7 protein-coding genes are annotated in these 6,594 nt (G+C 31.5%); 4 read left to right on the top strand and 3 right to left on the bottom strand.

The window, feature by feature from the left end:
- Positions 1 to 81 precede the first annotated feature (81 nt).
- Positions 82 to 1,677 carry an IS1182 family transposase gene (locus tag FJV36_RS12870; RefSeq protein ID WP_158728224.1) on the bottom strand — a complete coding sequence of 532 codons (1,596 nt, stop codon included), beginning with the start codon at positions 1,675 to 1,677 and terminating at the stop codon, positions 82 to 84.
- A gap of 192 nt (positions 1,678 to 1,869) precedes the next feature.
- Complete coding sequence (locus tag FJV36_RS12865) at positions 1,870 to 2,094, bottom strand: hypothetical protein (RefSeq protein ID WP_158728309.1); 225 nt, start codon at positions 2,092 to 2,094, stop codon at positions 1,870 to 1,872.
- 208 nt (positions 2,095 to 2,302) lie between these two features.
- Between FJV36_RS12865 and FJV36_RS12860 the strand changes: the two genes are divergently transcribed.
- The 4 genes from FJV36_RS12860 to FJV36_RS12845 all read left to right on the top strand — a co-directional run bounded on the left by FJV36_RS12860 (position 2,303) and on the right by FJV36_RS12845 (position 5,785).
- Positions 2,303 to 3,322 carry an MBL fold metallo-hydrolase gene (locus FJV36_RS12860; RefSeq protein WP_158728310.1) on the top strand — a complete coding sequence of 340 codons (1,020 nt, stop codon included), beginning with the start codon at positions 2,303 to 2,305 and terminating at the stop codon, positions 3,320 to 3,322.
- 5 nt (positions 3,323 to 3,327) lie between these two features.
- Positions 3,328 to 4,023 (top strand): hypothetical protein, encoded by a 696-nt coding sequence (locus FJV36_RS12855; protein WP_158728311.1) that lies wholly within the window; start codon positions 3,328 to 3,330, stop codon positions 4,021 to 4,023.
- Between the two features lie 314 nt (positions 4,024 to 4,337).
- On the top strand, positions 4,338 to 5,096 hold the full coding sequence (locus FJV36_RS16525; RefSeq protein WP_233264538.1) for a hypothetical protein: 759 nt from the start codon (positions 4,338 to 4,340) through the stop codon (positions 5,094 to 5,096).
- The gene (locus tag FJV36_RS12845; protein WP_158728312.1) at positions 5,096 to 5,785 is read left to right on the top strand and encodes a hypothetical protein; all 690 of its coding nucleotides are present in this window, start codon (positions 5,096 to 5,098) and stop codon (positions 5,783 to 5,785) included. The genes FJV36_RS16525 and FJV36_RS12845 overlap by 1 nt, the downstream gene beginning before the upstream one ends.
- Before the next feature lie 106 nt (positions 5,786 to 5,891).
- Here FJV36_RS12845 and FJV36_RS12840 read toward each other — a convergent pair whose 3' ends face one another.
- Positions 5,892 to 6,383, bottom strand: a complete 492-nt coding sequence (locus FJV36_RS12840) for a thermonuclease family protein (protein WP_158728313.1) — start codon at positions 6,381 to 6,383, stop codon at positions 5,892 to 5,894.
- Positions 6,384 to 6,594: the final 211 nt, after the last annotated feature.

Below are 6,594 nucleotides of genomic sequence, written 5' to 3'. Positions count from 1 at the left end.
AACACACGTAGCTGTTGCGCAACTCTCTTAAAAAAGTAAAATTTCAAGATAAGCGTAAAAAACAACCTCGTTTAAGGATTTTTAAGCGAGGTTTATTTTTGGTTTTAGGTTGTAGTTTGTAAAAATAAAATGCCTTAAAAAGTCAGTTTTCAAGTCAATGAAAGCTGTTTTTAGAGAAGTTGGTACTTTTGCTTGTATTTCACTTACAACTCCGGCTTTTGTTTTTGTTTTTTTGGTGATAAACTTCAAGTATTTCTTAAGATTATAGGTCAACGCTGCCATTAAAACGTGTTTGTTGGCTTGCTTGATTCCTCTTGTGTTTACGCGCTTCATATTGGTAAAATTGACCAACGTTCCTATTACTGGTTCTACGGTTTTACTTCTCACTCGCACCATTTGCTTGGCATAGCGTGCGTTTTGAGTCAGTTTTTGGTGCATTCGATCGTAGTGTTCCTTGTGGATGCTGTGATCTATCTTTTTATACTTAGTGCTTTTTCCGCAGCATTGTTCTCGTAGTGGACAGTTTTTGCAATCGCGCTCACTACTTCGATAGCTGTTTTTGGTGTAGCTTTTGCTATCGTTCTTTTCGCCTTTAAAGAGTAAAATGGCTTTGTTGGAACCTTCTTTGATGCATTCATATTGGTTGAGTTCTTTGTTGAAAATAAAACCTTCTCGCTCGGGTTTGTACTGTCCGAAGTTTGGAATATAGGCATCGATGTTTTTTTGGTGCAAATATTTTAACGCTTCTCCACTACTATAACCTCCATCGGCTAAAAGTTCTTCTAATTCAATGCCATTTTCATTTAGATTTTCCTCTGTTAATTCTACTATTTTTTGCACGCACTGACTATCGCGTTTGTCTGCAAAATCAGAACAGGCGCCTGTTATTACATGATGAGCATCGTCTACAGCTATTTGTCCAAAATAGTTTAACTGTCTTGCTTTTCCTGGTTTTACACTTACCCTAGCATCAGAATCGGTGGGAGAATAATGGGTGTGATTCGATACAAATCTCGGACGTATTGAATTGCCGTGTTCATCTACTTTATCAATGTTGAAGTTAGGATTGGGTTGGCTCTTGTAAGCTTCTTTTTTCCAATTATGGTGTTGTTCTACTAGTTTCTTTCTAGTGCTGGTAGTTTTAAATTCGCTGTTTTCTTCTAATTCATCTACAAAGGCACTGGCATCTTCCAATACTTCTTTCTCTACCAAACTATCCATAGAGGCATTGGCTTTGATAAAAACACTGTCCACGGCTTGACGCTTGCCGCGAATCATACCTTTGGAAACACATAGTTTTAAAACGGCTTTAAACAAACTTAAAAACACTTCTTCACCATATAACTGACGCGTGCGACTAATGGTGCTGTGCCAAGGCAATGCTTCGTCAATGTCATACCGAATAAAAAGGCGAACATCTAAACAATTTGAGCAATATTCGATGAGTTTCCTATCCGAATTTATGTTGTTTAAATAGCCTACCAAACAGATTTTGAAAAACACAACGGGATCAATGCTCTCCTGTCCTTCGTCTCCATAATACTTTGCAGTAGCTTTATATAAAAAATGAAAATCGATAGCTGTATCAAGCAATCGATAAAAATTATGCTCAGGAATCAGGTCCTGTAAATGAACTTGATAGAGCATTTTTGGCGTGAGTTCTTTTCTTCCTTGCATAGTTAAAAATACAATTTCTTTTACTTTTTTGCAAGTTTTTTTTGATATATTTGTTCGAGTTGTGCAACAAGCACAGCCGTTTCAAGAAATGGCGAAAAATGTGCAAAATTCACATTTTTCTTTCGCAAGAATTTTTATCTTAGTGGAAAATATACCGTTACGAAGTTCACCACTTCTTGAAGCGGCGGAACGTTATAAGCCATTTTGCTGAAACCACACATACATATTATCCCTAGTTGGTGTATCTCCTACACCCCATTTTATAGCTTCCATCTTTATGTCGTCGGGAAGTTTATTCCAATATTCTAAAATTTGCTCATTAGTCAAATCTTCTTTCCTTAATGCGTTAAAAATCACATCGTGTAAAGTGTCCAAGTCAGATTGGTCAAACTCTACTTTTGTCAAATCTATATTCATAAAAAACGGCTTATAACAACTGCTATATTCAATAGCGGTTATTGGGTTAAATTCAATAATTTGTTTGTACTTGTTAATTTAGGGCATCAACCGAAACTTGGGTTTGTGCTTTTCCGCTACTGAAATATAGCAGCGAACGTTATGGGCAATGCAACCGCAGAAAACGACAAAAAAACTGCATCTAAATATCAAAATTTAATAATAGACTATGGCTATAATTCATTTTTTAAACGTACTCGAAGGAGACTGCAATATTATACAACACGATTCAGGACGAATTACAGTAATGGACGTCAGTAATGCTTACAATGACGAAGACACAGACGAAGAAAAAGCCGTAAAAGAGTCAAAGGAAAGAGAAGAAATGAGTAATAGAACTCACGTTCCATCCAATAAGAAAAACTATAACCAAAAGAAAGAACCCGACAATCCAATTGATTATCTAAAAACAAAGCTCAAAGTTAGTAGTATTTTTAGGTTTATTATTTCGCATCCAGATATGGACCACTTGGATGGTATAAAAGATTTATTTGAAGAATTTCAAGTTGTAAACACTTGGGACACTGACAACGACAAACACATCGACCTCAATAATTTTTTTGGTGGCTACAACAAAGAAGATTGGAAGTTTTATACAAATCTACGAGCAGGTAAGAATAAAGAAACCAAGCGTTTAACATATTTTTCAAAACAAAACAATCAATATTACAATGAAGACGACATTACTATTTTGTGTCCAACAGCAGACCTTGTAAAAAATGGCAACGACACAGAAGACTATAATGATGCTTCTTACGCTATCTTATTTACACCGCCAAAAAAGGATGGTAGAAAATGGAAAATACTTTTGGCGGGAGACACACACGATGATTCTTGGGATTACATACTTAAAAATCACAAAAGTGAAGTTTCTAATATTGACATTTTATTTGCACCACATCACGGAAGAGATTCAAATAGAAACTACGACTTTTTAAATACTCTAAAACCAAAAGTTACTTTATTTGGCAATGCAAGTTCAAAGCACTTGGCATATGAAAAATATCCAAAAACAAGAATTACTAATAATCAAGCAGGTTTCGTGATTTTAGACACATCAGAAGAACAATTAAAAGTTTATGTAAAAAACTTTGAGTTTGCAAAAGATTTCAGAGCAAACCTTGGTTGGAGTGTACCGCAATTTAATTCAAAACATCAAGCATATTTTCTTTTTAAATATAACGCTTAATTATTATGGCAATTAACATATATTATCTTAAGGCAAGACTTTTTCCAACAGTATTGACATCAATACCTTCAATAATACTCTACAATAAGTTTGTCTCTACTTTGTATCACGATAAACTTGAAAAAATATTTTCATTGTTACCATCGCTCACAGACATCATACTTTCATCAGCTATTGTTTTTTTACTTGTTCAAATAAATCGGTTTTTATCAAAGGAAATATTCCAAAGACATTATTTCAAAGACGAAATTAATATGCCTACAACTAATATTTTGTTAAAATCAAATAATGAACTTGAAGTAAGCATCAAACAAAAAATAGAAGAAAAAATCAAAACAAAATTTGGAATAGACTTACTTTCTTCAACTGAAGAATCATCAAATGAATTAAGAGCAAGAAAATTGATAACAACAGTTGTCTCTCAAATTAGAAATGTTTTACGGGACAATTCTCTGTTGTTGCAACACAATATTGAATATGGCTTTTTCAGAAATTTAATTGGTGGTTCATTTTTAGCATTAGCTATTTCAATAATTATGCTTGTACTTTCCTTCTGTACTCACGACTTAACAACAAGAAATTTAGGTTGGATACTTATTATTGTTTATTTCATTCCCCTTTTATTTAGCAAACTTATTATAAACAAATATGGAAAATATTATGCTAAAATATTATTTGAACAATTTTTGACAATTACATAAAAGTGGAGACAAAACAACAAAATGCACTGCCCATAACAGCTAGTAAGCAATAGTCGGGAATTAGGCGTAATGGAAAAATGGTTTTGTATTTGGGCTATTAGTGATAATCCGAAAATAATTGCTTTATTTAGCCCGACCATCGCCTACTAGCAAGACGTTAGCAAATATTATACAAGACCACGAAAATGAGACATTTAAAAATTCTAATTCTACTATTACTAAACCTAAGTTTACAAGCACAAAATTACTGTGTAAATTTTACAGACTTTGTTAACGATTTCTCAGACTCAAAGTTTCCTATCGAGCTAAAAAAATTGCTAAAAGAATCTGATGCCGACTATCTAACAGCTTGGAATCATTTGAAACGTGGAGGTCTTGATTTTGAGACTAGAACGAATCCTGAATTATTAAAAAAATTACGTGTTGACCTCGACAATACAAAATATGGACTTCAAGAAATTTTTGAAGCAGATACAGAAGAAATTCTCATTTGGAAACAACTTAAAGACGACCCTTTTTACAATGGCGAACTTATAAAGGAAACCACAGACCCAAAGCTATTAAAATGGAAAGACCGAGAATTCTTTAAAGCTGTAACTAAAAAAGGAGATGATTTTGAAATAGCAATGCTTAACAAAGTTAAAGCTAGAACTGGTCCAGAATACGAAAAACTGAAAGAACTAATACCCGATATTGACCAAAGAAAATTAGTAAGTCAAATGCAATTTTGTTTGCCAGGTTTTTTACCACCTTGTAATGCTAAAGGCGAATTTTTTATTGCCGACCAAGTTTGGATTAAGTACGATGAATTTGATGAGATTGAAAACATGATTGTCGTAGACGCTAAACTAAGTGAAGGAACAGCACTTACTAGCGGACAAACTACTGCTAAAAACCAAGCAGGAAAAGGAAGTTTAGCGTTTAAACCCCAAAAAGCAAAAACAGTTGATGAAACTACAAGCCTTGACTTACCCGATGAAATAAACCAAGGAACTCTTATTGAAATCAAGAGTTTTTATAAACTATTTGGAGATGGAAATGATACATTTAAAAGCGTGAAAAAGTTAAATTAATGACAATAGATAAAAAGATATTACAGACAAAAATATTAGAGAAATTAAAAGATAATTATCAATCCAAAATAATAGATAGTGACTACATAACCTTTAAAATCAATAAAAACAGCATCGATATTGAGTTTAGCTTTAGAATACAATTTCATAATCGTATTTCGTTCGAAGGTTTTAAGATATGTTTAATTGAAATTGAAGACAAAATTTATCCTTTAATATTAAAAGAATTAAACAATTTTTATAGCAAGTATTTTGGGATTTCTTTTATGAGATTCTATAAACCTGAAATTGAGTTTTCTTTATATGAAATTAACAATGAAGAAGATATCAATATATATATAAACCAAGTTATACAATGTTTAAAATACCACGAAAAAGAAGTTTTCCCAAAATTATTAGACATTAATTTTTTAGCTGAATATGTAGGTTCTGTTCCATTTGAACGGCAAACTGAAATTCCTGTTGGAGGTAATTTTCCTGTCTTTTTGTTTAAAAAACTCGCAATTCTAAAATGGGGAAATCAAGAAGAGAGATATTTAGAATATAAAACAAATACAGAAAAATTAATTAAAAGTTATTCTATTAAAAAACCTGAAAAATATAAACCCTCATTTAAAATTGGGTTTGAAAATTTGATTAATCATTTAGAAAACGAACCTAATCCATTAAAGAAAAATAACATTTGCTAACAGCGGTTTATTGTTTTAACCCTCATTAAGTATTGTATTTATTGACATTTTATCTAATATTTTATAATGGGTACAACATAGGTACAACATTCTTAACTATAATACACTACCAATTTTTTGAAAATGCAAATAGCCCTTTTTGCTCGTTTTTAGCGTTTAAATTTAGTATCTGATACTTTGATAGTTCTTTACAAAAATATCGATTGTATGGCTTTGCAAATCCTTCCTTTATCATAATTTCGTTTAAGCAAGTGCCATCTTCTAGAAAAACATAAGCTAAAGTTCTTCCATATAGATCAATTTCGTTTTCATTTTCCACTAAAATTGAAACATTTGTATTTGGTGGTGCAATTTCCAATAGATATTTTAAAGATTTTCTGCCTAACTCCATTAAAAATTGAGCAGCTAAATGTGTTTCTCTTTCATCTTGAGCTAATTTTCTACAAGATTTTAACTCTGGAGCATCAATACCTAAAAATCTAATTTCAAATTCTTGATTATTAAAAATATTTTCAACAATTAATCCATCACCATCAACAACTTTTTTAATTTTCAGATTATTTTTTATAATAATATTTTCTTTTGCGTTTAATTGCATCGTTTTACTTTGTATAACTACTTGATTTATAATATATTATGTTTTATTTTTACAATGATATAAAAGTTTTTTATTAATTCAAAATCAATAGCGTCCTAAACATTTAAAAAAAGAAAAGAAAAAGAGGGTAATTTTTGTATCTCAAATTAACTTTGAGTTGCACAACAAAAAAGCCCTCTTCTATGTCAAATATAACTTTGTTTTCTCAAAT

The organism is Flavobacterium sp. I-STPP5a (assembly GCF_009764685.1).
Lineage (GTDB): Bacteria > Bacteroidota > Bacteroidia > Flavobacteriales > Flavobacteriaceae > Flavobacterium.
The sequence above is the reverse complement of the archived record's forward strand: the minus strand, read 5'-3'. Positions and strand labels throughout refer to the sequence as shown.

Bases quoted from the DNA above. Each gene is read 5' to 3' on its own strand.
- FJV36_RS12855 (WP_158728311.1), top strand. From the start codon at position 3,328: ATGGCAATTAACATATATTATCTTAAGGCAAGACTTTTTCCAACAGTA.
- FJV36_RS12860 (WP_158728310.1), top strand. From the start codon at position 2,303: ATGGCTATAATTCATTTTTTAAACGTACTCGAAGGAGACTGCAATATT.
- FJV36_RS12865 (WP_158728309.1), bottom strand. From the start codon at position 2,094: ATGAATATAGATTTGACAAAAGTAGAGTTTGACCAATCTGACTTGGAC.
- FJV36_RS12870 (WP_158728224.1), bottom strand. From the start codon at position 1,677: ATGCAAGGAAGAAAAGAACTCACGCCAAAAATGCTCTATCAAGTTCAT.
- FJV36_RS12845 (WP_158728312.1), top strand. From the start codon at position 5,096: ATGACAATAGATAAAAAGATATTACAGACAAAAATATTAGAGAAATTA.
- FJV36_RS12840 (WP_158728313.1), bottom strand. From the start codon at position 6,383: ATGCAATTAAACGCAAAAGAAAATATTATTATAAAAAATAATCTGAAA.